23 protein-coding genes are annotated in these 20,087 nt (G+C 64.6%); 9 read left to right on the top strand and 14 right to left on the bottom strand.

The features are described 5' to 3' along the window. Window positions 1-51: 51 nt before the first annotated feature. Together B9A11_RS16850 and B9A11_RS16845 are read right to left on the bottom strand one after the other, a co-directional pair. Window positions 52-1,338 carry a homoserine dehydrogenase gene (locus tag B9A11_RS16850; protein WP_058248897.1) on the bottom strand — a complete coding sequence of 429 codons (1,287 nt, stop codon included), beginning with the start codon at window positions 1,336-1,338 and terminating at the stop codon, window positions 52-54. A gap of 102 nt (window positions 1,339-1,440) precedes the next feature. Next, window positions 1,441-1,758, bottom strand: coding sequence for a hypothetical protein (locus tag B9A11_RS16845; RefSeq protein ID WP_058248898.1), 318 nt, complete (start codon window positions 1,756-1,758; stop codon window positions 1,441-1,443). Between the two features lie 90 nt (window positions 1,759-1,848). Between B9A11_RS16845 and B9A11_RS16840 the strand changes: the two genes are divergently transcribed. After that, window positions 1,849-2,436: a TetR/AcrR family transcriptional regulator gene (locus B9A11_RS16840; protein WP_058248899.1), complete on the top strand. Its 588-nt coding sequence runs from the start codon at window positions 1,849-1,851 to the stop codon at window positions 2,434-2,436. On the opposite strand, the gene B9A11_RS16835 is transcribed toward B9A11_RS16840, so the two are convergent. Beyond that, window positions 2,433-2,849 (bottom strand): c-type cytochrome, encoded by a 417-nt coding sequence (locus B9A11_RS16835; protein ID WP_370736545.1) that lies wholly within the window; start codon window positions 2,847-2,849, stop codon window positions 2,433-2,435. The genes B9A11_RS16840 and B9A11_RS16835 overlap by 4 nt on opposite strands. A gap of 9 nt (window positions 2,850-2,858) precedes the next feature. After that, window positions 2,859-3,299: a c-type cytochrome gene (locus tag B9A11_RS16830; protein WP_058248900.1), complete on the bottom strand. Its 441-nt coding sequence runs from the start codon at window positions 3,297-3,299 to the stop codon at window positions 2,859-2,861. 129 nt (window positions 3,300-3,428) lie between these two features. Here B9A11_RS16830 and B9A11_RS16825 point away from each other — a divergent pair, with 129 nt between their 5' ends. Further along, the gene (locus B9A11_RS16825) at window positions 3,429-3,836 is read left to right on the top strand and encodes a PaaI family thioesterase (RefSeq protein ID WP_058248901.1); all 408 of its coding nucleotides are present in this window, start codon (window positions 3,429-3,431) and stop codon (window positions 3,834-3,836) included. An 11-nt stretch (window positions 3,837-3,847) separates the two neighbouring features. Further along, entirely contained in the window at window positions 3,848-4,282 is a 435-nt protein-coding gene (locus tag B9A11_RS16820) for a DMT family transporter (protein WP_058248902.1), read from the top strand. Here B9A11_RS16820 and B9A11_RS16815 read toward each other — a convergent pair. The 4 genes from B9A11_RS16815 to B9A11_RS16800 all read right to left on the bottom strand — a co-directional run bounded on the left by B9A11_RS16815 (window position 4,279) and on the right by B9A11_RS16800 (window position 8,729). Continuing rightward, window positions 4,279-5,253, bottom strand: coding sequence for an Ldh family oxidoreductase (locus B9A11_RS16815; RefSeq protein WP_058248903.1), 975 nt, complete (start codon window positions 5,251-5,253; stop codon window positions 4,279-4,281). The two genes, B9A11_RS16820 and B9A11_RS16815, sit on opposite strands and share 4 nt — an antisense overlap. Window positions 5,254-5,339: 86 nt before the next feature. Beyond that, a complete protein-coding gene (locus B9A11_RS16810) occupies window positions 5,340-6,551 on the bottom strand; it encodes a calcium-binding protein (RefSeq protein WP_058248904.1) in 1,212 nt (403 codons plus the stop codon). Between the two features lie 117 nt (window positions 6,552-6,668). Beyond that, window positions 6,669-7,352, bottom strand: coding sequence for an ABC transporter ATP-binding protein (locus B9A11_RS16805; RefSeq protein WP_058248905.1), 684 nt, complete (start codon window positions 7,350-7,352; stop codon window positions 6,669-6,671). Window positions 7,353-7,442: 90 nt separating this feature from the next. Beyond that, entirely contained in the window at window positions 7,443-8,729 is a 1,287-nt protein-coding gene (locus B9A11_RS16800; RefSeq protein ID WP_058248906.1) for a lipoprotein-releasing ABC transporter permease subunit, read from the bottom strand. 157 nt (window positions 8,730-8,886) lie between these two features. Here B9A11_RS16800 and B9A11_RS16795 point away from each other — a divergent pair, with 157 nt between their 5' ends. Together B9A11_RS16795 and B9A11_RS16790 are read left to right on the top strand one after the other, a co-directional pair. Continuing rightward, window positions 8,887-9,996 carry a pyridoxal phosphate-dependent aminotransferase gene (locus B9A11_RS16795; protein WP_058248907.1) on the top strand — a complete coding sequence of 370 codons (1,110 nt, stop codon included), beginning with the start codon at window positions 8,887-8,889 and terminating at the stop codon, window positions 9,994-9,996. A 106-nt stretch (window positions 9,997-10,102) separates the two neighbouring features. Further along, window positions 10,103-10,321: a hypothetical protein gene (locus B9A11_RS16790; protein WP_058248908.1), complete on the top strand. Its 219-nt coding sequence runs from the start codon at window positions 10,103-10,105 to the stop codon at window positions 10,319-10,321. A gap of 6 nt (window positions 10,322-10,327) precedes the next feature. On the opposite strand, the gene B9A11_RS16785 is transcribed toward B9A11_RS16790, so the two are convergent. Next, window positions 10,328-11,527 (bottom strand): pyridoxal-phosphate-dependent aminotransferase family protein, encoded by a 1,200-nt coding sequence (locus tag B9A11_RS16785; RefSeq protein WP_058248909.1) that lies wholly within the window; start codon window positions 11,525-11,527, stop codon window positions 10,328-10,330. Window positions 11,528-11,651: 124 nt separating this feature from the next. Here B9A11_RS16785 and B9A11_RS16780 point away from each other — a divergent pair, with 124 nt between their 5' ends. Then, window positions 11,652-12,374: a fused DSP-PTPase phosphatase/NAD kinase-like protein gene (locus B9A11_RS16780; RefSeq protein ID WP_058248910.1), complete on the top strand. Its 723-nt coding sequence runs from the start codon at window positions 11,652-11,654 to the stop codon at window positions 12,372-12,374. After that, on the top strand, window positions 12,371-14,128 hold the full coding sequence (locus B9A11_RS16775; protein WP_370736546.1) for an ABC transporter ATP-binding protein: 1,758 nt from the start codon (window positions 12,371-12,373) through the stop codon (window positions 14,126-14,128). Before B9A11_RS16780 ends, B9A11_RS16775 begins: the two co-directional genes overlap by 4 nt. Here the strand turns inward: B9A11_RS16775 and B9A11_RS16770 are convergent, their stop codons facing one another. Then, window positions 14,129-14,809: a TIGR04283 family arsenosugar biosynthesis glycosyltransferase gene (locus B9A11_RS16770; RefSeq protein WP_058248911.1), complete on the bottom strand. Its 681-nt coding sequence runs from the start codon at window positions 14,807-14,809 to the stop codon at window positions 14,129-14,131. It lies immediately after the preceding gene. 60 nt (window positions 14,810-14,869) lie between these two features. Here B9A11_RS16770 and ygfZ point away from each other — a divergent pair, with 60 nt between their 5' ends. Next, window positions 14,870-15,607 carry a CAF17-like 4Fe-4S cluster assembly/insertion protein YgfZ gene (gene ygfZ / locus B9A11_RS16765; RefSeq protein ID WP_058248912.1) on the top strand — a complete coding sequence of 246 codons (738 nt, stop codon included), beginning with the start codon at window positions 14,870-14,872 and terminating at the stop codon, window positions 15,605-15,607. On the opposite strand, the gene B9A11_RS16760 is transcribed toward ygfZ, so the two are convergent. Then, window positions 15,591-15,932 (bottom strand): GNAT family N-acetyltransferase, encoded by a 342-nt coding sequence (locus tag B9A11_RS16760; protein ID WP_058248913.1) that lies wholly within the window; start codon window positions 15,930-15,932, stop codon window positions 15,591-15,593. The genes ygfZ and B9A11_RS16760 overlap by 17 nt on opposite strands. 93 nt (window positions 15,933-16,025) lie before the next feature. After that, window positions 16,026-16,589 carry an elongation factor P gene (gene efp, locus B9A11_RS16755; protein WP_058248914.1) on the bottom strand — a complete coding sequence of 188 codons (564 nt, stop codon included), beginning with the start codon at window positions 16,587-16,589 and terminating at the stop codon, window positions 16,026-16,028. A 216-nt stretch (window positions 16,590-16,805) separates the two neighbouring features. Between efp and B9A11_RS16750 the strand changes: the two genes are divergently transcribed. Then, window positions 16,806-17,129, top strand: coding sequence for a DUF6280 family protein (locus B9A11_RS16750; protein ID WP_058248915.1), 324 nt, complete (start codon window positions 16,806-16,808; stop codon window positions 17,127-17,129). 104 nt (window positions 17,130-17,233) lie between these two features. On the opposite strand, the gene B9A11_RS16745 is transcribed toward B9A11_RS16750, so the two are convergent. After that, window positions 17,234-18,586, bottom strand: coding sequence for a hypothetical protein (locus tag B9A11_RS16745; protein ID WP_058248916.1), 1,353 nt, complete (start codon window positions 18,584-18,586; stop codon window positions 17,234-17,236). Window positions 18,587-18,658: 72 nt separating this feature from the next. Further along, on the bottom strand, window positions 18,659-20,059 hold the full coding sequence (locus tag B9A11_RS16740) for a TolC family outer membrane protein (protein ID WP_143595911.1): 1,401 nt from the start codon (window positions 20,057-20,059) through the stop codon (window positions 18,659-18,661). Between the last annotated feature and the right edge of the window lie 28 nt (window positions 20,060-20,087).

Raw genomic sequence — 20,087 nt, 5'->3', positions numbered from 1 at the left:
AGCCCTCTGGGGGCAACCGGGACAAGCCCGGTCGCGCTAACAGTGCAAAGGTTAAACGTTTTCGATGCGCAAAGCGACAGGTTCGGCCACCACGACGCCCGTGGCGGACATGCCGCGCAGGGCGGTTTCCAGCGCCGCGCGGGTGGTTTTATGGGTCACGATCAGCACCGGGGCCGCGCCTTCGACGTGGTCATACTGGCGCATCCGGTTGATCGAGACGCCCGCCTCGCCCAGAGCGGTCGCAATTTTCGCCAGCGCGCCGGGTTTGTCCACCAGCCCCATGCGCAGGTAGTAGGGCGCGGGCATGGTCGATTGCGCCGGGGTTGCCGGTTTCAACGAAGACGCCGCCTGCCCAAAGGTCGACACGCGCAAACCGCGCGCGATGTCCATCACGTCGCCCATGACAGCCGAGGCGGTCGGGCCTTCGCCCGCACCCGCGCCGCGCATGACGATCTGGCCGACCTGATCGCCCTCGACGACCACCATGTTCGTGCCGCCCACCAGCTGCCCAAGGGGCGAGGACGCAGGCACAAGGCACGGCGTCATGGTCTGTTCCAGCCCGCGGCCCGTCATGCGGGAGACACCCAGCAGCTTGATCTTGTAGCCCATGTCGCAGGCCTGGCGGATGTCCTCGATGGTGATCTTGCCGATGCCTTCCAGCTCGACCGCGTCAAAGTTCACCTGCGTGCCAAAGGCAATCGCCGCCAGCAGCGACAGCTTGTGCCCCGCGTCGATCCCCCCAACGTCAAGGTTGGGGTCCGCTTCGAGATAGCCCAGCCCGTCGGCCTCGGCAAAGGCTTCGTCATAGGTCAGCCCGCCGTCTTCCATCCGGGTCAGGATGTAGTTGCAGGTGCCGTTCATCACGCCCATGACGCGCTGGACTTCGTTGCCCGCGAGGGACTCTGTCAGCGCCTTGATGATCGGGATGCCGCCCGCAACCGCCGCCTCAAAGCGCAGCACCGCGCCGTTGGCCTCGGCCAGTTCGGCCAGCTCTTGCCCGTGGTGCGCCAGCAGCGCCTTGTTGGCGGTGACCACGTCCTTGCCCGCTTTCAGCGCCGCCTCGACCGAAGCTTTGGCCGGGCCGTCGCTGCCGCCGACCAGTTCGATGTAGACGTCCACGTCGTCGCGAGTCGCCAGCGCGACCGGATCGTCTTCCCATGCGTAATCGGTCAGGGACACGCCGCGATCCTTGTCACGGTTGCGCGCGGACACAGCGGTAATCTGCACCTCGCGGCCCGCACGTTCGGCCAGCAGCGCCGCCTTTTGGCGGACGATCTTGACGACACCGGCGCCCACGGTCCCAAGACCGGCAATACCAAGACGCAAGGGGTGGGACATAAGTAGGCTCCTTAGTGGGCGTGATCGTTTGCGCATCGGTTATCCGCAAAGCGGCCCTTGCGCAACTGGCCGAACAGCCGCATGGGCCGCTTTGTGGCCCACTTACTGCGCCCGCAGCGCCGCCGCCTTTTGCCGCAAACGCGCCACACGCGCCGCCGTGCTGCGCGGCTGGGCCACGCTGGTGCGCTGCAATCGCGCCGCCCGCGCCCGCAGGCCCGCCGCGCGCGCCTCAAGGCCCGCCGCCATTTCCGGCGTCACGCTGGGCGCAGAGGCGTTCAGCAGATCGTCCAAAGGTACCAGATCGGGATAGGCCGCGTTCTCGATCCCCGGCGTCTGCACCGCGTCGAGCTCCGGGAACTGGGTGCATCCGGCAAGGCCCGCCAGCAAAGCGGCACAGAAAAGGCGCGTGGTAAACGTCATGTTACCCTCATGCCGCAGTCCCGCGTCCGGGGCAAGCGTCCTGCGCGCGTGGGCTCTTGGATATGAACGCGCGTTCAGTTACGCTGGGCCATGGCAAGAACCCAAGGCAGTCATTCTGAAATCACCGGCCCGCGCATCCGCAGCGCGGCCTTGGCGCTGTTTGCCAAACATGGCTTTGCCGCCGTGTCCATGCGGCAGATCGCGGGCGAGGTCGGCGTGCAGGCGGGGGCGCTGTACAACTACATCCCCGACAAGCAGGCGCTTCTGTTCAGCCTGATGAAGGGCCACATGGACGATCTGCTGGCGGCTTGCGAGGAGCGCCCCGCGCTGAATACCCCGCAGGACCGCCTGCGCGATTTCGTCGACTTCCACATCGCCTTTCATCTCGACCGGCCCGAGGCGGTGTTCATTTCCTACATGGAGCTGCGCAACCTGAGCCCTGAGAACTTCGCCCAGATCGAAGCCCTGCGCCGCACCTATGAAAACCGCCTTGAGGCGATCCTTGAACAGGGCCGCGCGCAAGGTGTGTTTGAGGTCGCCGACACCAAGATCGCCACGCTGGCGGTCATCGCCATGCTGACCGGCGTGACAACGTGGTACCGACAAGCAGGCCGCCTGTCCGTAACGCAGGTGCAGGCGGTCTACTGGGACATGGTCCGCAAGGCGGTGGCCGCTTAGCGCGTGGCCTGAATGGTTTCGAGATATTCGAGCAAAGCCACCAGCTTGCGCGGGGTGGGCGTCTGCTTGCCGTCGCCACTGTCGAACGGCACCAAGTCGCCTTCGAGCAAAGCGCCGAATTCCGGCATCCCCGGCCCCGCCATGTCCGAGCGCGCATAGCCGTCGATCACCGACATGATCCGCGCGCGCGGGAAGGCGTCGCCATTGCGCACCGCGATCAGAGTCAGGTTCTTGGGCGGCTTGACCATGGCGCGGGCCATCTCTCCGTCGCCTTTGCCGTCTGCGCCGTGGCACACCGCGCAGTTTTCCATGAACAACGCCTTGCCGTCCTGCGGCCCCGGCATCACGTCTTTCTCGACACAGCCCGCCAGCGCCAGCGCGCCCGCCATGCCCATCACGATCTTTCGCATCATCGCCCTTTCTTACTGCTGAAGGCTCTGGAGATAGCTCACCAGATCCAGCAACGCTTTGGGAGTCATCAGTTTTTCACCCTCGGGCGAGGTCCATTCGACCATCGGCCCGTCCAGCATCGGGCCGAATTCAGGCATCAAGCCACGATGATAGCGCCCCGGATAGCCGTAAATCTGCGCCATCACCCGTTCGGACGGGAACGCGCCGTCGTTGACCTCTGACAGCATGGTCAGATCAGCAGGGGCCGTGGGCAGGTCCTGCGACAACGGCCCGTCGCCCTGCCCGCCCTTGCCGTGGCAGGTCACGCAATAGCTGTCGAAAATCGCCTTGCCCGCCGCCGCGTCGCCTGCGCTGCTGACCACAGGGGTCTTGTCCGCCTTGGCCACCGGCAGCCCATCGCAGGCCGCCAAAACCAGCAGCGCCGCACCTATGGCGAGTATCTTATATGTCATTGCCCGTCTCCTTGCCTGCTCGTGCTCTAGCCTCTCTCGCCTTGCGGGCCAAGGCCTTGATCTGCATCATCGCAGGTGACAGGCGGCCCGCTTGCGTCCATTGTGGACGCAACAAACAAAGAGGTTTTCATGCTAGACCCTGCCACCGCGCAAACCCTGTTGGAAGAGAATTTCGCCCCTTGGGTCAAAAGCTTATCCCCGACTGTGACCGAAATCTCGCCGCAGGGCGCAGTGCTGGAGATCCCGATCACGCCGGACATCTCCCGCGTCGGCGGCATCGTCTGCGGGCAAGCCCTGGCGACGCTGGCGGACACGGCCATGGTCTTTGCCTGCGCGGGATTCCTGCGCGAATTCAAGCCCGTGGCAACCACCAATCTGGAAACGCGGTTCCTGTCGGCCGCCAAGGGCGAGCGCATCCGCTGCGAGGCCCGCATCATCAAGGGCGGGCGCGCCTTGTTGTTCGCCGAAGCAGTGCTGACCGCACAGCCCGATGGCCGCCAAGTCGCCGCCGCAACCGCCACCTTTTTCCAGCCATGAAAGACCCCAAGATGACACAATACGCGCTGGTGATGCTGCTCGCCGGGATGGGTATCCCGATCCTTGCGGCCTTGAACGGAACGCTGGGGCAGCGGCTTGGCTCGCCCGTGGGGGCGGCGATGGTGCTGTTCTGCGTGGCCTTTACGGCGACGCTGGTGGTGTGGCTGGCGCGCGGCGGCGGCGGGATGACCGGCGTGACGCAGGTGCCGCGCCACCTGCTGACGGGCGGGTTTTTCGTAGCCTTCTACGTGCTGTCGGTGACCTTTATCGCGCCCAAGTTCGGGGTAGGCAATGCGGTGTTCTTTGTGCTGATCGGGCAGTTGATCAGCGCCGCCGCCATCGACCATTTCGGCCTGTTCGGCGCGCGCATTTCGCCCTTGGACATGAAACGCGCGCTTGGTATCGCGGTCATGGCGCTTGGCGTCTGGATCACCCAGCGCGCCTAGCCCGCCAGCCGCTGCACCAAGGCCCACAGGGCATCGGGCACCTCGACCGCTTCCTTGGGCAGCTTGTCCTGCCCCGGCATCCGGCAGCCTTCGTCCGCGGCCACCGCCTGCGCCAGCGTGCGCATCCGGTCAAAGAAGGTCGCATCCGACGGGTGGATCAGTACAAAGCTATGGGCCAGATCATGCGGCGCGCCATCGGGCGCCTTGAGCGGGGCGACGTCCTTGCTTAGCGTGCCGCCCAGCAGACAGGCCGCGAGCACCTCGGACATCAGACCAAACCCCCAGCCCTTGTAGCCGCCGGCGCTGCACAGCGAGCCTTGAAGCGCCGCATCCGGGTCGGTGGTCGGCGCGCCGTCCTTGTCCAAGGCCCAGCCTTCGGGGATCGGCTCGCCCGCCGCTTTGGCCATGGTCACCGCGCCAAGGGCCACGGTGGTGGTGGCCTGGTCGAACATCATCGACACCGCGCCGTTGCCGTCGGGCACCGCAAAGGCGATCGGGTTCGTGCCGATCACGCGGGTCTTGCCGCCCGGAGGCGCAACAATCGGCGAGGCGTTGGTAAACCCCACGCCGATACAGCCGCCCAGAGCGATGCGTTTGGTGAAATACCCCAAGGCCGTGCAGGTGTGCGCGTTGATGATCCCAAGCCGCGCGATGCCATTGTCCTTGGCCGCTTGCAACGCCGCGTCCAGCCCCGCGCTAAAGGCGGGCTGCGCAAAGCCATGACGCGCATCGACCACGATTTCGGCGGGGCGCGGGTGATGCACCTGCGGGACAGCCTGCCCGTCGACGCGGCCCGTTTTCATCTGCTGGCAATAGCTTTCGAGGTAGTACAGCCCGCAAATCCGGTTCCCGCGCGCCTCTGCCCAGGCGATGGCGCGTGACATTTCCCGTGCGACCGTGGGGCTGGCCCCATGTGCAAGCATCGCGGCCCGCGACTGCTGCGCGATGTCAAGCACTGAAACGATTGGCATGAGGCCCCCGGCGTTCGAAAATATCCGACTAAAGTCTATCCCTACGGTAGGTTATTACCGCAGCACAAGGGGACTTGTTGGTCAGATCAAAGCTCGGCAGGGGTCAATGGCAGGGTCGCGTCGGCCCCTGAGTCCGCTATGGTTGCATCCGCTGCATCGGCATCCGCTGCAGTGGTGCCAGCCGGGTCGTCCGCCGGAGTATCGGCTGCCGTCGTTTCGCTATCCACGACCGCCTCATCCGCCGCAGGTGCGGTGTCTTCGCCGCTCGGGGCATCACGGGTCACGGTATCGGTGGTCTCTGCATCTGGCGTTTCTGCCGTGTCATCCGCAGGATCATAGGCCGGGTCTTCGGTCGTGTCTGCTGTGATCGTAGCCTCGGCGTCGGTGGTGTCCAGATAGATGATCGGGTCTTCGGCGAATTCGGTGGTCACCCCGGTCAGCACAATCTCTGTCGCGTCGGACAGGGTCATCGTCAGGCCCGTGTCGGTCAAGGTCTGGCTGGCCAAGGTCGGCGCCGTTCCGCCCGGATAAGGCACGATCAGCATGTCTTCGGCCACGTCGAAATCGCTGACGGTGGCACTGCCGAGCATGTAGAAGGCATCCGCCCCTTCGCCGCCAAGCCCCACATCGGTGGCATCCAGGAAAAGGGCATCGTCGCCCGTGCCGCCGTCCAGCTCGTCCGAGGCCGCGTCCACTTCGCCCGGGGCCGCGCCATACAGGATGTCGTCACCGGCCCCACCCACCAGCGTGTCTGCGCCAAGCTCGCCGAGCAGGCTGTCCATGCCAATGCCGCCGGACAGGGAATCGGCATCCGCACCGCCAAACAGCGCGTCGTCGCCATCGCCGCCCAAGAGCGTGTCATCGCCCTCTTGGCCCAGCAGCGTGTCCGCGCCGTCTTCGCCGTTCAGCAGGTCCGCGCCAGTGCCGCCATCCAGCGAGTCGTCGCCAAGCCCTCCGGACAGCGCGTCAAGGCCATCGGCCCCAAGGATCGTGTCGTCGCCTTCGGTGCCCACGAGGCTGTCGTTGCCATCGGTCCCGGTGACGGTCTCGCCTGCGGCGCTGACGGTATCTTCGCTGGTCGGGCTCTCCGGCGTGGCCGGGTCGGTCACGGCATCGGCGGCGTCCCCAGCCTCATCTGCCGTCTCTTCTGCTGGTTCGTCCGTGGTCTCTGCCACGGTGTCGTCGTCCGTGTCCTCCACGGTGTCCGCATCTGCGGTGTCGTCTTCGCCGGTGGGGCCAACGGCAGCCACCGTCATCGGCAGCAAGCCGATCATCAACATCAACAGTTCCAAGCCCATGGCGCACCTCTCACACATAATCTTGCGCAAGCTATGCAGAGATCACGTCAGAAATCGGGCCGGTCTGGGGCCGTTTACGGGCGGTTAAGGTTAATTCCTTAAGGTTATTTTCTTGGGTCAGTCTTCGCGCAGGTGACCCGCGTCCAGCCGCACCCGGCGGTCCATTTGTGCCGCGAGATCAAGGTTGTGCGTGGCGATCAAGGCCGACAACCCGGTGTCGCGCACGAGGGTCATAAGCGCGTCAAACACAAGCGCCGAGGTTTCGGGGTCGAGGTTGCCGGTGGGTTCATCCGCGAGCAGCAGCTTGGGCGCGTTGGCCATGGCGCGGCAGAATGCGACGCGCTGCTGTTCACCCCCGGACAGGGCGGCGGGACGGTGCGATGCGCGCGCGGCAATGCCGACGCTGGCCAAAAGGGACTGCGCGCGGGCCTCGGCCTCGACGCGGGACACGCCGTTGGCAAGCTGCGGCAGAACGATGTTTTCGATCGCCGTGAACTCGGGCAGCAGGTGGTGGAACTGGTAGACAAAGCCCAACTGATCCCGCCGAACGGCGGTCCGCCTCCGGTCGCTGCGCCCTTGCATGGCCTCTCCGGCGATCTCAACCGCGCCCTTGTCAGGCGTATCCAACAGGCCGGCGATGTGCAAAAGCGTCGACTTGCCCGCACCAGAGGGCGCGACGAGGGCGACCACTTCGCCGGTGTTCACGGTCAGATCGACGCCGCGCAAGACGTTGACCTCACCGGGGGTGCCGGGGTTGTAGACCTTTTCGATGCCAGAAAGGCGCAAAACCGCAGAACTCATGAGACCCTCGTTACGAAGTGGGACAAATCTTTTCCCAAAAGATTTGCAAATTCCTTGGAAGGAATTTGGCACCGGCGGAGAGCGGTCAGATCATTCATAACGCAGCGCCTCGACCGGGTTCATGCGGGCCGCCCGCCGCGCCGGAAAGATCGTCACGACAAAAGACAGGCCCAGCGACAGCACCACCGCCGACAGCACATCCGCCAGTTGCAGCTTGGCCGGCAACGCGTAGATGCCGCGGATCGACGGATCCCAGACCCCGCCCCCAGAAAGGTAGTTCACCGTGGCAAAGATCGGGTCGATATAGATCGCGAACAGACACCCCAGCAGCACGCCCAGGGCCGTGCCGATCATCCCGGTGAACGACCCGCAGATAAAAAACACCCGCATGACCGAGCCTTCGGTCAGCCCCATGGTACGCAAAATCCCGATGTCGCGCCCTTTGTTTTTCACCAGCATGATCAAGCCCGACACGATGTTCATCGTCGCGATCAGGACCAGCACCGACAAGATCACGAACATCACGTTGTCCTCGATTTCCAGCGCCCGCAGGAACCCGCCCGCCGAGTCCTGCCATGTCCAGACCAGCGCCCCTGCGCCTGCGGCCTGTGCCACCGGGGTGATCAAGTCCTCGACCCGCTCTGGGTCAGTCACGATCACCTCCAGCTCATCGGCCACGCCTTCGCGGTTGAAATACAGCTGCGCCTCGGCGAAGGGCATGTAAATCCGCGTGCGGTCAATGTCATAGCGGCCAGCGGTAAAGATATAGGTCACGTCATAGCTCTTGACCCGAGGCGAGACGCCAAAGGCCGTCTTGACCCCGTTGGGCGAGATCAACTTGACACTGTCGCCCACGCCCACACCCAGCATTTGCGCAACCCCAGAGCCGATGGCGATGCCGTCGTCAAAGCGCGCCAGATCGCCCCGCCCGGTTTCCGGGTCCGCCACGCGGGGGATCGCCGCAAGGTCGTCAGCCGCGATGCCAAAGATCTCGACCCCGGCGTTATTGCCGTTCGCTGTCCCCATCACCTGCCCCTTGACCAAGGGCGCCACGCGCACCACGCCGGGCACGGCGCGCACCCGTTCCGCCATTCCCAGATGGTCCGGCAGAGTCCGGGTGCTCTGGCCATTCTCATCCGTGCGGGTCACGTGATAGACGGTGATATGCGCGTTCGATCCAAGGATCGTGTCCACGAATTCCGCCCGAAAGCCCGACCGCACCGCGAGTGTCGCGATCAGCGCGAAGACCGCCAGCGTGATCCCCACAAGCGAGATCCACGTCATCACGGACACACCACCTTCGGCGCGTTTGGCGCGCAAATAGCGCCACGCGATCATCCATTCAAAGGCGGCAAAAGGGGGTGGGGTCTTGGCCATTTTATGCTCTTTCCCGGCTGCTCGGCGCGAAACTGGCCTGTTGCCCCGGTGGGGTCAAGCGATCTGCCCCGCAAACCCGCCTTTTGCGCGTGTTCGTGCCCGCAGGCACACGCAGAACCCCCTTGCGCAACCGCCCAGACGCGCCATAGTGCGCGCCATGACTGGACCACGCTACCCCGCCCTGATCAAAGCCCTGCCCGAAACCGTGCCCTTCGTCGGCCCCGAAGTGCAGGAGCGCGCGCAGGGGTTTCCCTTTAAGGCAAGGCTTGGCGCAAATGAGTCGATGTTCGGCCCCTCGCCCTTTGCGGTGGCCGCCATGCAGGACGAGATCGCCGAGATCTGGAAATACGCCGACTCGGCGCATTTGGACCTCAAGGGCGCTTTGGCCGCGCGCAATGCCTGCACCCCGCAAAATATCCTGATCGGCGAAGGCATTGACGGGCTGCTGGGGTACACCGTGCGCCTGCTGGTGGACCAGGGCGACGCGGTGGTGACCTCGGACGGGGCGTATCCGACGTTCAACTATCACGTGGCGGGGTTCGGCGGCGTGCTGCACAAGGTGCCGTATAAGGACGACCGCGAAGACATTCTGGCGCTGTTCGACAAGGCCGCCGAGGTGGACGCCAAGATCGTCTACCTCGCCAACCCCGACAACCCCATGGGCACGTGGTACGACGGCAAAACCATCGAAGCGGCGCTGGATCGCCTGCCCGAGGGCTGCGTCTTTGCGCTGGACGAGGCCTATATCGAATTCGCGCCCCAAGGCACCGCGCCCAAGATCGACCCGCAAGACCCGCGCGTTCTGCGTTTTCGCACGTTCTCAAAGGCTTATGGCATGGCGGGCGCGCGGATCGGCTATGTTCTGGGCGCGGCAGAGACCATCAAGGCCTTTGACAAGATCCGCAACCATTTCGGCATGAACCGGCCCGCCATGGCCGGGGCTTTGGCCGCTTTGGCGGATGACGCGTGGCTGACCGAAGTGCTGCGGCTGGTGGATGCCGCGCGCAAGGACATCGCCCGCATCGCCAAGGACAATGGGCTGACCACCCTGCCTTCGGCCACCAATTTCGTTGCCGTCGACTGCGGGCAGGATGGCGATTTCGCGCGCAAGGTGCTGGCCGCCCTGCTGGCTCAGGGCATTTTCGTGCGTATGCCTTTTGTCGCGCCCCAAGATCGCTGCATCCGCATCAGCGCAGGCCGCCCCGAGGATATGGCGCTGCTGGCCGAGGCACTGCCCAAGGCGCTGGAGACCGCCCGCAACAGCTAATCCGATAAAATTTACCGAAAATTCAGACTTCTGATGCAACGTTTCCGTCGGGGGCAGCGTTTATACTGAGTATTACGGGTTCAAGCGTTTTGTTTGCGGAGCTGTCATGAAGAACCATCATCCCACCGCGGTCGAAGATTTTACCACGACCAATCTGGTGCTTTTGTTCGTCAATCTCACATGGATCATGGCCGCGATTTCGGCCGCTTGGGGCTTTGCCAGCGCTTTGGTGGTGGCTGCGCTGCTCAATCACGCAATCACCCGGCTGGATTTCGCCCTGCGGCGCAAAACCGCGCAGCAAGCCGCACAGGCCCGTACGGATTAAGGCCGGTTAGGGCTTTGCCGCCATCGCCTGCGCCGCCGCTGTGACGCCGCCCGCGCGGTGCGGGATTTCCAGCGCCGTCAGGCCCGCTTCGACCGCGCCAAGCACGCCAAGCATCATATGCGCGTTCACGTGGCCCATATGCCCAAAGCGGAAATAGCCCGACGCGGTCGGATCGTCCGCATCCTCTGCCCCCAGACCAATGCCCAGCGTCACGCCCGCCTGCTCTGTCAGCCAAGCGCGCAAGCGGTCGCCCTGCCCCTTGCCAAGCCCCGCCGCCGTCACCGCGTGCGAGCGATGCGCGGGATCGGCGATATTCAGGCGGAACGCGCCGTCCTGCCCCCAGTGCTCGACTGCCGTCCACAGCATCTGCGCAAGGCGCGCGTGGCGCTCCCACACCGCCTCGATGCCCTCTTCGCGGATCATGGTCAGCGCCTCGCGCAGCGCATACAGCAAATGCGTCGGCGCGGTGCCTGCGAAATACATATAGAACATCTCTGGCTCGGCGCGGTTGCTCCAGTCCCAATAGAACGACACGCTTTTGACCTCGGCCCGCCGCGCCTTGGCCCGTTCGTTAAAGAACACAAAGCCCATGCCCGGCGGCGTCATAAGACCCTTCTGGCTGGCGGCCAGCATCACATCGGCGCCCCAGGCGTCCATCTCAAAGCGGTCACAGCCCAGCGAGGCGATGCAATCGACCATGAGCAGCGCCGGGTGCGCTTCTGCGTCGATGACCTTGCGTAGGGCGGCAATGTCAGAACGCACCGACGACGAGGTGTCGACGTGCACGGCCAGCACGGCCTTGATCTTGTGATCGGTATCGGCGCGCAAGGCCGCGCGCACCCGCTCTGGGTCGATGGGGCTTTGGCGGCCATGTTCAATCACATCGACGGTCAGGCCGATGCTGCGCGCGGTTTCCGCCCAGCCGTGACCAAAGCGCCCGGTCGCAGGCACCAGCACCGTGTCGCCGGGATCGGTGACGTTTTGCAAGGACGCCTCCCAGATGCCATGCCCATTGGCGATATACATCGCCACGTAGCCATCGGTTTGCGCCACGTATTTCAGGTCAGGCACGATCGACGACATGATTTGCACCAAACCGGGATCGTAGATGTCCGGCGCGGGGCGGTGCATGGCCTGCAACACACGGTCCGGCATGACCGACGGGCCGGGAATAGCGATATGCGGACGGCCATTTGCAAGCGACATGGGGGGCTCCTATCTGAGGTACGGGCCGACATTACCCGCCTTGACCGCGTGGTCAATTCCCCCCGCGCTGGACACAGCCCCAAAGGCCAAGTAAACCGCGCCCCTGAAGCTTGGGAAGGCAGATATGCTGAAAGACCTCTGGACCAAAATCGACAACGCAGAGCGCCGCCTGCGCCATTCGTTTGGCCGTGATATCAGCACGCCCGAGGGGCGGCGCTGGTCCCGGTTTCACTACCACGTCTTTGACCACGCGTTTTTGCGGGTGCTGTGGACCAACTTTTACCAGATCGCCCCCGGCGTCTGGCGCTCGAACCAGCCGACCCACGCGCGGTTCGAAAAATACGCGGCCATGGGCATCAAGACCGTGGTCAACCTGCGCGGCGAGGACGGCCACGCCCACTACCTCTTTGAAAAAGAAAGCTGCGATGCGCTGGGGCTGAAGCTGATCAACGCCAAGATCCACGCCCGCAACGCCGCCTCTCTGGACCGGGTGATCGGGGTGATCGACGCGCTGCGCGCCGCCGAAAAGCCGATGCTGTTCCACTGTAAATCAGGGGCCGACCGGGCGGGCTTTACCGCCGCCATGTACCTGATGATCTTTGAAGGTGCGTCGGTCGATGAGGCGATGAAGCAGCTGAGCCTCAAGTATATCCACCTCGATTTTACCGCCACCGGCATTCAGGATTACATCCTGCGGGTCTACAAGGCGCGTCTGGCCCTTGGCGAGATCGGCTTTGAGGACTGGATCCGCACCGAATACAACAACGGCATCCTGCAAAACGGCTGGGATACCCGCCGCCCAGAGGCCGAGGTGGCCGCCGAGCTGATCGAAAGCGCCCGCCCGTGAGCGCGCCGCATCAAGACCGGGACGCCCCGCCGCCCAAGCGACTGTTCCTGTGGCTGTGGCACGGCTACCTGACCCGCTACAAGGCGCTGATGGCGCTGACCATGGTGTTCATGACCATCGAAGGGTCGATGTTCGGCCTGCTGTCCTACATCATGAAACCGATGTTCGACCAAGCCTTTGTGGGCGGCGATTCCACCGCTCTGGTCTGGGTCGGCATCGCGGTGATGGTGATCTTTTCGCTGCGCGGCGTGGCGGGCGTGGCGCAAAAGGTGCTGCTGACCAAGGTCTCGCAATTGTCCATGGGTGATCTGCGCCAAGACCTGCTCGAGCACGTCATGCGGCTCGACACCAGCTTTCACCAAGAGTTCGGCCCCGGCTTTTTGATCCAGCGGATCGAGGGCGACGTGAACAGCATTGCCAAGCTGTGGCGCACGCTGATCACCGGGGCGGGCCGCGACGTGATCGCGCTGATCTCGTTGCTGGGGGTGGCCATCGTGATCGACTGGCGCTGGACGCTGGTGGCGCTGATCGGGGCGCCGCTGCTGGTGGTGCCGTCGGTGCTGCTGCAACGCTTTGTCCGCAGCACGGCGCGGCACGCGCGCGACATCTCGACCGACCTGGCGACCCGCCTGAACGAGACCTTCCACGGCATCACCGCGGTCAAGCTGAACCGGCTCGAAGCCTATCAGGGCAAGCGCTACCGCGATCTGACCCGTGACCGCGTCGACGCCGAGACGCGCTCTGCCTTTGGTCAGGCGTCGCTGCCAGGGCTGATCGACATCATGTCGGGCATCGGCTTTGTCGGGGTGCTGTATTTCGGCGGCTCCGAGATTTTGCGCGGCGAAAAGACCGTCGGCGACTTTATGGCGTTTTTCACCGCGATTGGTCTGGCGTTCGAACCGCTGCGCCGTCTGGGCGCGTTCAGCGGCGTCTGGCAAGTGGCCGCTGCCAGCCTTGAGCGCCTCAAGGAGCTGCTGGAAACCCCGCCGAGCCAGCGCGACCCCGCCGACCCTCTGCCCGTGCCCAGTGGCATCCCAGAGGTGAGCTTGCGCGATGTGACGCTGTCCTTTGGCGACTCGCAGGTGCTGCACGGCCTGACCCTGCGCGCCGAAGCCGGTCAGACCACCGCGCTGGTGGGCGCGTCCGGCGCGGGCAAGACCACGGTCTTTAACCTGCTGACCCGGCTGGTGGACCCCCAGGGCGGCGCGGTGGAAATCGCGGGCATCCCGGTGTCGCTGCTGCCCTTGGCCGATTTGCGCGACATGATTTCCGTGGTCAGCCAAGAGGCGCTGCTGTTCGACGAAACCCTGCGCGAGAACATCGTTCTGGACCGCGAGGTGTCCGAAGAGGCGCTGGAGGCCGCGTTGAAGGCCGCCCATGTGACCGACTTTTTGCCGCGCCTTGAGAATGGCCTCGACACGCGCGTGGGCACGCGTGGCTCGGCGCTGTCGGGCGGGCAACGTCAGCGGGTCGCCATTGCGCGCGCGCTGCTGCGCGACACGCCGATCTTGCTGCTGGACGAGGCGACCTCGGCCCTTGATGCGCAATCCGAAGCGGTGGTCCAAGAGGCGCTGGAACGCCTGTCCAAGGGCCGCACGACCTTGGTGATCGCGCACCGTTTGTCCACCGTGCGCAACGCCGACAAGATCATCGTGATGGATCAAGGCCGCGTCGTCGACGAAGGCACCCACGAAGAGCTGATCGCCCGCGAAGGCCCCTACAAGCAGCTCTACGCCCTGCAATTCGAAGGCTGATCAGGCTTTGCGATAGGCCTGCGCCAGCTTGGCCGGGTCCGCCCCCATCAGATAGCGCGCCAGCGTCAGCAGGTTGCGCCCGCCGCGCCGCAGCCACCCTTGACGCTGGTATTTCTCGGCCGAGGTGACGATTTCGGCGGGCAATTCCTGCAACCGCGCGCCAAGCGCACGCGCCAGCGCCACATCCTCCATCAGGGGCATATCGGCGTAGCCGCCCGCCGCCTCGTAAGTCGCGCGGTCAATCAGCAGGCCTTGGTCGCCATAGGGCAGATGGAACCGCCGCGCCCGCGCGTTGGCCCATGCCGCGACCATAAGCGACGCGACGCCCCCAGCATCAAACCGCAAGCGGAAATGATAGGCGCCCGGCGTTGGCAGCGCGCGCAGCACCGCCTCGGCCCATCCCGGCGCAAGCACGCTGTCGGCGTGCAGGATCAACAGCCACTCGCCCTGCGCCGCCTCGGCCCCGCGCCTGAGCTGCCCCCCGCGAGAGGCAGGCCCGGTGACCACCTCGGCCCCGGCGCTTTGCGCGATCTGCAAGGTGGCATCGGTGGACCCACCATCGGACAGGATCAGCTCGCGGATCAGCCCTTCGGCCAGCCCTTCGCCAAGGCTATTGAGGCAGGCGGGCAAATGGTCCGCCGCGTTCAAAGTCGGGAGAATAACGGAAATCGGTGCGCGCATGGGCCTGTTCGTCGAAAGCTGCGCGCCTTATATGGCACATAAGTCAGCAAGGGGAAAACCATGGACACCACCGATCGCACCGTTCTGAGGATCAGCGGCACCGACGCGCAGGAGTTTCTGCAAGGTCTGGTCACCAACGATGTGGCACGGCTGAAAGATGGCCTGGTCTACACCGCGCTGCTGACCGCGCAGGGCAAGTACCGCGCCGACTTCTTTTTGGTGCCGGACGGGGCGGACATCCTGCTGGACGTGGACAGCGCCCTTGCGCCGCAGCTGACGAAGGTGCTGAGCATGTACAAGCTGCGCTCGGACGTGACGATTGAGGCGACCGACCTGAGCGTGACGCGCGGGCTGGGGGATGCGCCCGAGGGGGCCTTTGCCGATCCGCGTGATGCGTCCTTGGGCTGGCGCGGCTATGCGGGGCAACCGGGGCAGGACGTGGATTGGGACGCGCTGCGCGTGGCCGCCTGCGTGCCGCAGACCGGGGTCGAGCTGACGCCCGACACCTTTATCCTGGAGGCCGGGTTTGAACGGCTGAATGGCGTCGACTTCAAGAAAGGCTGCTACGTCGGCCAAGAGGTCACCGCGCGGATGAAGCACAAGACCGAACTTCGCAAGGGCTTGGCGGTGGTGGACGTCACCGGCGCGGCCCCCGTGGGGACCGAGATCAGCAATAATGGCAAGGTGGCGGGCACGCTGTTCACCCAAAGCGGCGGCAAGGCGATTGCCTATCTGCGGTTCGACCGCGCTGGGGCCGATATGCAGGCCGAGGGCGCGACGGTCAGCTATACCGCCTGAGCCCGCGCGCGCAAAGGTCCGCTTCGAACCGCTGGATGAGCCGCGCGCCAAGGCCGCGCCGGCGCCAGATCGGCTCGACGAACAGTTGCTCCAGCACGGCCCCCTGCCCCTCTGCGCGCCACATCAGCACACCGCGCGGCACGCCCGCCGTGCGGTAGACCAAGACCTGCGCGCCGTCCTGCATCCTTTCCGACAGGAACGCCTGCAAGGCAGGCTGGGCGCGCCAGTTGTGGAACCGGGCGCGGGTGGACGCATCCAAAGCGTTCAGATCAAACAGCATCCGCGCGATGGCGGGAATGTCGTCGGGATGGGCGGGGGTAATCATGAAAAAGGCCTCCTTGGCGTTGCGCCGGAGGCCTCTTGTTTGTCATATCGCACCCCCGGCTAAATCCGGGGTATGTGCGCGCGAGCCCCTGGGTCAGGCGCGCTCGGAATATTCCATGGTCTCGGTGTTCACGACGATCTTTTCGCCCTGCGCCACGAAGGGCGGCACCGTGACACGCACACCGTTGTCCAGAACCGCGGGCTTAAAGCTGTTGGCGGCGGTCTGACCTTTGACGACCGGCTCGGTTTCTGCGATCTCGCAGATCACCTTTTGCGGCAGGGTCGCGTTCAGCGCCTCGGCCTCGTGGAATTCCACGACGATGGTCATGCCGTCCTGCAGGAACGGGCGACGCTCTCCGAGAATGTCGGCGTCCAGCTGGACCTGATCGTAGGTCTCGGTGTCCATAAAGATCAGCTGACCGGCGTCCTCATAGAGGAACTGCATGTCTTTTTGCTCCAGACGGACGCGTTCGACTTTGTCAGCCGAGCGAAAGCGTTCGTTAAGCTTCGAGCCGTTACGCAGGTTCTTGAGCTCGACCTGAGCAAACGCGCCGCCCTTGCCGGGCTTGACGTGGTCGACTTTGACTGCGGCCCAAAGACCGTCGTTATGCTCCAGCACATTGCCGGGGCGGATCTCGTTCCCGTTGATTTTGGGCATGTGGCGATTCCGTGGCGAAAGGTTGATGAATGTTTGACGGCCCCTATATATTGCCTACCGCACCCGTGCAAGCCAACCAAATCTCGTTTGCATTTGACGAAAGATATGCGTGGTTCGCATGGGTGGTATGCGTTTGCGGGGTATCCGAATCGTTTCGATTAGGTCATAACCCCCCTCACGCCGGAAAAGACAAGAGCAATAATCAAAGGTCGAGATATGAAGGATTTCGTTGACAGCACCGCGTTCAATGCGGAGCAAGGCAATCGTGCGCGTAAGCTGTTTGCCGCTGTGGTGCTGGCTGCCCTAGACGACGCAATCGCTGACGACAAGAAATACGGCAACGGCCCGGAACAAATCGCCCGCTGGGCACGCTCTCGCGATGGGCGTGAAGTTTTGTCCTGTGCCGGGATCGACCCGAACGAACGGGTTGTATCCGGTCTTATGGAATTCGTTTCCAAGGGTGTGCGGACTTCGGTCGCACTGTCCCGCGAGGAAAGCGAACGCCGCAATGCCGCTGCACAACAGGCCGAAGCTGCCTAACGTATTTTTGTCAGTACCATGAAAAAAACGCGCCCTTCTGCCGGGCGCGTTTTTTATTTGTCTGATCCGGCGCGGCCCGGGCCGCGATCCAAGGCCCGTAGGCCTTAGTCGTAATCCTGGCTCATCAGCACGCGGTGGATTTCGCGGCGCACCAGTTTGCGCACGTTGCGCGTGATCCGCTCGCCCAAGGCGCCCTGCAACTCTTGGCGGATGATCTGCGAGACCATGGCGCGCAGCGCCTCATCGTCCAGATCAAGGCTCAGCGCCTGTACCTGCGGCTCTGCCACGGCGGGCTCGTCATAAGACGCCTCGATGTCGTCCAGCTCTTGCATTGGCGCGGTCAGCGTCTCACGGACTTCGTCCACGTCGGGCGTGTGGTCTTCCCACGCCAGCGGCTCGGGGGCGCGGCGGATAAAGGTCGCGGGGGCCTCGGCGTCGGCCTCGATGTCCCAATCGTCCTGCTTGCGCCCCACCAGCTCTTCCAATGCGGCGATCTTGTCCTCGAGGCTCTCGCCCTTGACGTCGCGCGGCACCTCGGCGACCGGAGTTTCCGGCCCGGCCAGCGCCTCGCCCAAGGCTTCGAGCAGCTCTGTCTCATCGGCGTGGGTGTCGCCGAGGTCAAAGTCGCGCTCGGCCTGCGCCAGATCGACCGGGGCGTCCTCTTCGTCCTCTTCGGCCTCTTGCTGCGGCTCGGCCCACGCTTGCTCGGGCTGAGGCGCATCCCAATCCTGATCCGGCTCGGCCTGCGGCTCTTGCGGCGCCTCCTCCTGTGCCTCTTCGGGCTGGACGTGCTCGGGGTCAGGTTCGGAAAGCTCGGCTTCGGTCGGCTCTTCGGCCTCCTCAACCGCGTTGGCCTTGGCCGCTTCGCGGAACCGCGCCAGTTCTTCTTCGATCAAGCTGGATAAAATCCCGACCGCAGAGGGTTTGGCCTCGACAGGGGCGTCTTCCTCGGCCACGGCCACCTCGGCCAGCAAATCGGCAAAGTCCTGATCCGAGGCAGCCTCGGCGTCATCGGCGGATGGCTCTTGGGCCTCCATGACCTCGGCCACTTCGATTTCGGCCACATGGACATCCGCGACAGGATCGTCCCGATCCGCCGCATCACGCGCCAGTTCCGCCTGAAGTTCGGCCTGAAGCGCGCCCAAATCCAAAGGCCCCGCGTCGACAGAGGTTTCCTCGTCCGGGCTGGAAATGGAATCGGGGTCTGGGTCCGTCAAGAGCATTGGGCCGTCGGCCACCTCTGCTGAGGTCGCTGCCGTATCCGCTGCCGCCTCTGGCCCAGAGCCCTTTTCAACCTCAGGCACAGGCGCATCCTGCACGCGCAAAGAGGGCGTCAGCACCAAACGGTCCGGCTGCGCCGGTTTGGCGGCAGGCCTCGGTCGCGAATCCTCGGAGACGAGTCTGCGAATCGAGGACAGCACATCCTCTATTTCCACGTTGGTTACGGGGTCCGACATTCTTTTTTACCACTCTGCCTCAGGACGGACTTTACCCGCCCGCCGAGATTCTCACAACAGATGTGGAAAAAGTTAATCTTTTCCGAGGGCCTTTAGGACACGATCCAGTTCACGCCCCTGCTTGGACAGGCTGGCGGGGGATTTGCGCACGAGGTTGTAATACTCTGCCGGGTCGAATTTCGGCACGTTCAGGTGCAGCGCATCCGCCGTCAGCAGCCCCAGCGCGCCCAAAACAGCGTAGGCGGCGATGGCTTCGTCCACCTGCGCGGAAATCAGGCTGGCGCGGGCGTCGAGCAGTTCCTGTTCGGCATCGAGCACGTCCAGCGTGGTGCGCGCGCCAAGCGCCGCCTCTTCACGGACACCGCGGAAGGCGACCGTGGCGGCCCGAACCTGCGATTCGAAAGAGGCGCGGCTGGCGCGGGCGACGCCGAGTTGCACGTAGGCGTTGCCAACGTTCTGGATCACCTCCGCCTGAACCACATGCAGGCGGCCGCGTTCCTCGTCGCGCTGCGCGCGCGATTTGCGAATCGCCGAGTTCAGCGCCCCGCCGCTATAAATCGGGCCAGTGGCCCGCAGGGTGACACTGCCACCGCGGCTAAACGACTTGGAATCAAAGTCCTCTTGGGTGTTCAACCCGCCAGACAGCGACACCGTCGGCTTGGTCGCGCCCTTGGCGATCAGCACACCAATTTCCGCAGCGGTCACAGCATGTTGCGCGCTGATCATCTGCGGGTGCTGGCGCACGGCCTGCGCCTTGGCCGCGTCGACGCTGGCGGGCAGCTTGGGCAAAGACCGCGGCGATTGCAACGCGCCGGGCTTGTGCCCCACGGTGGCGAGATATTCCTCTTGCGCCAAGACCAGCGAGCCTTCGGCGGCAGCCAGCGCGGATTGCGCCGCAGCCAAGCGCGCCTCGGCCAAGGCGACATCGGTGCGGGTCACTTCGCCCACATCGAAACGGTCCCGCGCGGCACGCACCTCTTGGCGGATCACACGCACGTTGTTCTGCCGAAGGGCGACGGTTTCCGTCGCGCGGCGCATTTCCATAAAGGCGCTCGCCGCGTCGAACAGAACCTGCTGCTCAATCGCCAGCAGGCCTGCACGGGTCGCCAGCACGGCCTCTTTCGCGGCGTCGATGCCCAGCTTGTTGCGGCCACCGCGGTACAGCACCAATTCGGCCAACAGGCTAAAGGACGCCGAGTTGGACACTGAGCCGCCGATCCGGAACTGACCAAAGGCCGCCGAGCTCCGATCCGTGACGATCCCGCCACTGGTGCCAAACGTCCGTTGAATATCGCTTTGCCAGCTAAGAACGGGCCGCAGCGCCGCAAAGGCCTGTGCCACGTCTTCGTCTGCGGCGCGCAGGGTGGCGCGGTTCTGTTCCAGCAGGCCGGAATTCATATAGGCCGAGGTCAGCGCCTCGGCCAAGGTTTCTGCCCACACCGGCATCGCCGTGGACACCAGAAGGGCGCCCATAGCGGCCGTTTTCACGACCTTTGCTCGC

It is taken from the genome of Tropicibacter naphthalenivorans, assembly GCF_900176475.1.
Lineage (GTDB): Bacteria > Pseudomonadota > Alphaproteobacteria > Rhodobacterales > Rhodobacteraceae > Tropicibacter > Tropicibacter naphthalenivorans.
Note: the sequence above shows the minus strand (reverse complement) of the source record. Positions and strands in the feature narration are given on the sequence as shown.

Bases quoted from the DNA above. Each gene is read 5' to 3' on its own strand.
- B9A11_RS16820 (WP_058248902.1), top strand. From the start codon at position 3,848: ATGACACAATACGCGCTGGTGATGCTGCTCGCCGGGATGGGTATCCCG.
- B9A11_RS16845 (WP_058248898.1), bottom strand. From the start codon at position 1,758: ATGACGTTTACCACGCGCCTTTTCTGTGCCGCTTTGCTGGCGGGCCTT.
- B9A11_RS16835 (WP_370736545.1), bottom strand. From the start codon at position 2,849: ATGATGCGAAAGATCGTGATGGGCATGGCGGGCGCGCTGGCGCTGGCG.
- B9A11_RS16830 (WP_058248900.1), bottom strand. From the start codon at position 3,299: ATGACATATAAGATACTCGCCATAGGTGCGGCGCTGCTGGTTTTGGCG.
- B9A11_RS16770 (WP_058248911.1), bottom strand. From the start codon at position 14,809: ATGCGCGCACCGATTTCCGTTATTCTCCCGACTTTGAACGCGGCGGAC.
- efp (WP_058248914.1), bottom strand. From the start codon at position 16,589: ATGCCCAAAATCAACGGGAACGAGATCCGCCCCGGCAATGTGCTGGAG.
- B9A11_RS16800 (WP_058248906.1), bottom strand. From the start codon at position 8,729: ATGGCCAAGACCCCACCCCCTTTTGCCGCCTTTGAATGGATGATCGCG.
- B9A11_RS16810 (WP_058248904.1), bottom strand. From the start codon at position 6,551: ATGGGCTTGGAACTGTTGATGTTGATGATCGGCTTGCTGCCGATGACG.
- B9A11_RS16750 (WP_058248915.1), top strand. From the start codon at position 16,806: ATGAAGGATTTCGTTGACAGCACCGCGTTCAATGCGGAGCAAGGCAAT.
- B9A11_RS16825 (WP_058248901.1), top strand. From the start codon at position 3,429: ATGCTAGACCCTGCCACCGCGCAAACCCTGTTGGAAGAGAATTTCGCC.
- B9A11_RS16760 (WP_058248913.1), bottom strand. From the start codon at position 15,932: ATGATTACCCCCGCCCATCCCGACGACATTCCCGCCATCGCGCGGATG.
- B9A11_RS16840 (WP_058248899.1), top strand. From the start codon at position 1,849: ATGGCAAGAACCCAAGGCAGTCATTCTGAAATCACCGGCCCGCGCATC.
- B9A11_RS16815 (WP_058248903.1), bottom strand. From the start codon at position 5,253: ATGCCAATCGTTTCAGTGCTTGACATCGCGCAGCAGTCGCGGGCCGCG.
- B9A11_RS16850 (WP_058248897.1), bottom strand. From the start codon at position 1,338: ATGTCCCACCCCTTGCGTCTTGGTATTGCCGGTCTTGGGACCGTGGGC.
- B9A11_RS16790 (WP_058248908.1), top strand. From the start codon at position 10,103: ATGAAGAACCATCATCCCACCGCGGTCGAAGATTTTACCACGACCAAT.
- B9A11_RS16805 (WP_058248905.1), bottom strand. From the start codon at position 7,352: ATGAGTTCTGCGGTTTTGCGCCTTTCTGGCATCGAAAAGGTCTACAAC.
- B9A11_RS16785 (WP_058248909.1), bottom strand. From the start codon at position 11,527: ATGTCGCTTGCAAATGGCCGTCCGCATATCGCTATTCCCGGCCCGTCG.
- B9A11_RS16745 (WP_058248916.1), bottom strand. From the start codon at position 18,586: ATGTCGGACCCCGTAACCAACGTGGAAATAGAGGATGTGCTGTCCTCG.
- B9A11_RS16795 (WP_058248907.1), top strand. From the start codon at position 8,887: ATGACTGGACCACGCTACCCCGCCCTGATCAAAGCCCTGCCCGAAACC.
- B9A11_RS16740 (WP_143595911.1), bottom strand. From the start codon at position 20,059: ATGGGCGCCCTTCTGGTGTCCACGGCGATGCCGGTGTGGGCAGAAACC.
- B9A11_RS16780 (WP_058248910.1), top strand. From the start codon at position 11,652: ATGCTGAAAGACCTCTGGACCAAAATCGACAACGCAGAGCGCCGCCTG.
- ygfZ (WP_058248912.1), top strand. From the start codon at position 14,870: ATGGACACCACCGATCGCACCGTTCTGAGGATCAGCGGCACCGACGCG.